The 1,818-nt window shown below is 38.3% G+C and carries 2 protein-coding genes and 1 pseudogene; 1 reads left to right on the top strand and 2 read right to left on the bottom strand.

Annotated elements, in window-relative coordinates; all coding sequences use genetic code 11:
- Positions 1-93 precede the first annotated feature (93 nt).
- Positions 94-360: pseudogene (locus tag G493_RS0122545) on the bottom strand (MBL fold metallo-hydrolase); the annotation flags it as partial.
- A gap of 374 nt (positions 361-734) precedes the next feature.
- On the opposite strand from G493_RS0122545, the gene G493_RS33625 reads away from it, so the two are divergent.
- On the top strand, positions 735-881 hold the full coding sequence (locus G493_RS33625) for a hypothetical protein (RefSeq protein ID WP_153306644.1): 147 nt from the start codon (positions 735-737) through the stop codon (positions 879-881).
- Positions 882-1,095: 214 nt separating this feature from the next.
- Here the strand turns inward: G493_RS33625 and G493_RS0122555 are convergent, their stop codons facing one another.
- On the bottom strand, positions 1,096-1,734 hold the full coding sequence (locus G493_RS0122555) for a hypothetical protein (protein WP_028582174.1): 639 nt from the start codon (positions 1,732-1,734) through the stop codon (positions 1,096-1,098).
- Positions 1,735-1,818 lie beyond the last annotated feature (84 nt).

The raw sequence follows: 1,818 nt of genomic DNA on the forward strand, positions 1-1,818 counted from the left end.
GGGAGAGAGTTGTACCGATAGAAGAAAGCGGGCTCGACAGGATCGTCAATGTTTAGGAATGATTCTTCGAACACCAGACTTGACTATAACTCTCAGTTCGTTTTTATGAGCGTAAAAATCGGGAAAAAATTTATGACCGCCAATATGATCCCAGTGAATGTGAGTAGCTATAGATACAATTGGTGTATCAGTCAGCTTTATGACCTGTTCATGAATATCACAGATCCCTAGCCCTGTATCAATTAGCAAACTGCGTTCAGAGCCATTCAAGAGATAACAATGCGTTTCTTCCCAGTGGCGGTATTCACTTATGATATATGTTTCCTTGTCGATTTGATCTATTGTAAACCAATCATTCATGTAACCGCATTTTTTTTATTTACTTGAATTATCGTTTGAAAATTTTACTGTAGATGTATGCCTCATCGCAGTCAGCACCGCGATTCATCATCAGTATGGGGAAATCGAAGAAGCCCCAAAATGTAATAAATTATGGCAAATGCAAGCTTTTCAAAAAAATGCCAAGGCCCACCTGGTCTGCGTGAAGGCATATGTTAAGCCTTATATTTTTGTCTATGACAAGGTGTTGAAAAGAAGCGCTAAAAAGAATGCAAAAAAACAGTTGGATAAAATAAAAAGCCTCTGTGGTGAACTGAGGCTCACTGTAAGAGTATTCAATTCAAAATGGAGGCTTTATACATCACGAAAATATCAAACTTATTGTACGAAAACAATTGAAAAAACAATATCCCAATTGGACTCGTCTGAGTAGAAAGACCAAAAAGGTGATTGCGGTAAAGGTTCTCAGCATAGTTGTGGCTGAATATGATTTCAGTCATAAGATACTGAATCCGCATAAAGACCTTCTCGGCCTGGAATAACAGATTTCTCCTAAGGGTATTATTGCGCTTGAAGAGATGGCTCACCTTATCAACATGGCTAATAAAAACAAAATGGTAAGTCTCTGCAAGTATACGGGGCGGCTATCTGGATCAAAGATGAGGAACTCCAGTTTGTCGACAAACTGGTTGATGACACCATCATTCATTACCATAAGCGCAGGGCTACAAAAAAGTGGGAACGGAGGTGGACCATTTAGCAGAAGCTAATTACGGTTTTGTTTTCTATGCTTAGCCTTGCTGCTTCATATAGAGCTATCCAAACACAATATTCACGATAATATTCGTCTTCGGAACTGGCTAACTTGTTGATTCTTTCAGCTTCTTCGTCGGAAAGTTTACTGTTGGTGAGCTTAATATTTAATCTGGGTGCGACCTGCACTAGCTCTTCTAGTAGTTTATAGCTAGAGCCAAGCATCCCTCCAGGAATCCTCTTGTTTTCGTCGAAGATTACTTCGTCAAATCTGATAGGAAGATAAAAACCTTCACAGTCTGAATGGCAAAGTAAATGGCTTTCAAACATTAGCGTTTCTTCTTCGACAACGGGATCACTAGCAGGGTCTTCATCCTCTTTAACAGGTGCAGGAACCCAATCTGGAGTTGAAATAACATAAGCATAAAATCTTCTGAGATAATGAATGAAAGAATATGGAAATGAATCACACCATGATCTACTTCGTAACTCATGTAATTCTTTTGGCTCATTAAATGTTTCGATTCCGTTTTTCTTAAGTACATCATTTAATGTATTGAATGTTTTACCAAGCCACTCTGCTCCTTCAGGATCTTCTTTTAATAGATCTGAATACATACCAACTACAATCGCTAAACCCATATTTAATACCCTGTTTCTATTTATCTGAAGTTTCCTGAAAATTGTGCAGCAAGATTAAAAGCTGGGTAAGAAGAATGAGAAGAT

The organism is Desulfogranum japonicum DSM 18378 (assembly GCF_000429945.1).
Lineage (GTDB): Bacteria > Desulfobacterota > Desulfobulbia > Desulfobulbales > Desulfobulbaceae > Desulfogranum > Desulfogranum japonicum.

Bases quoted from the DNA above. Each gene is read 5' to 3' on its own strand.
- G493_RS0122555 (WP_028582174.1), bottom strand. From the start codon at position 1,734: ATGGGTTTAGCGATTGTAGTTGGTATGTATTCAGATCTATTAAAAGAA.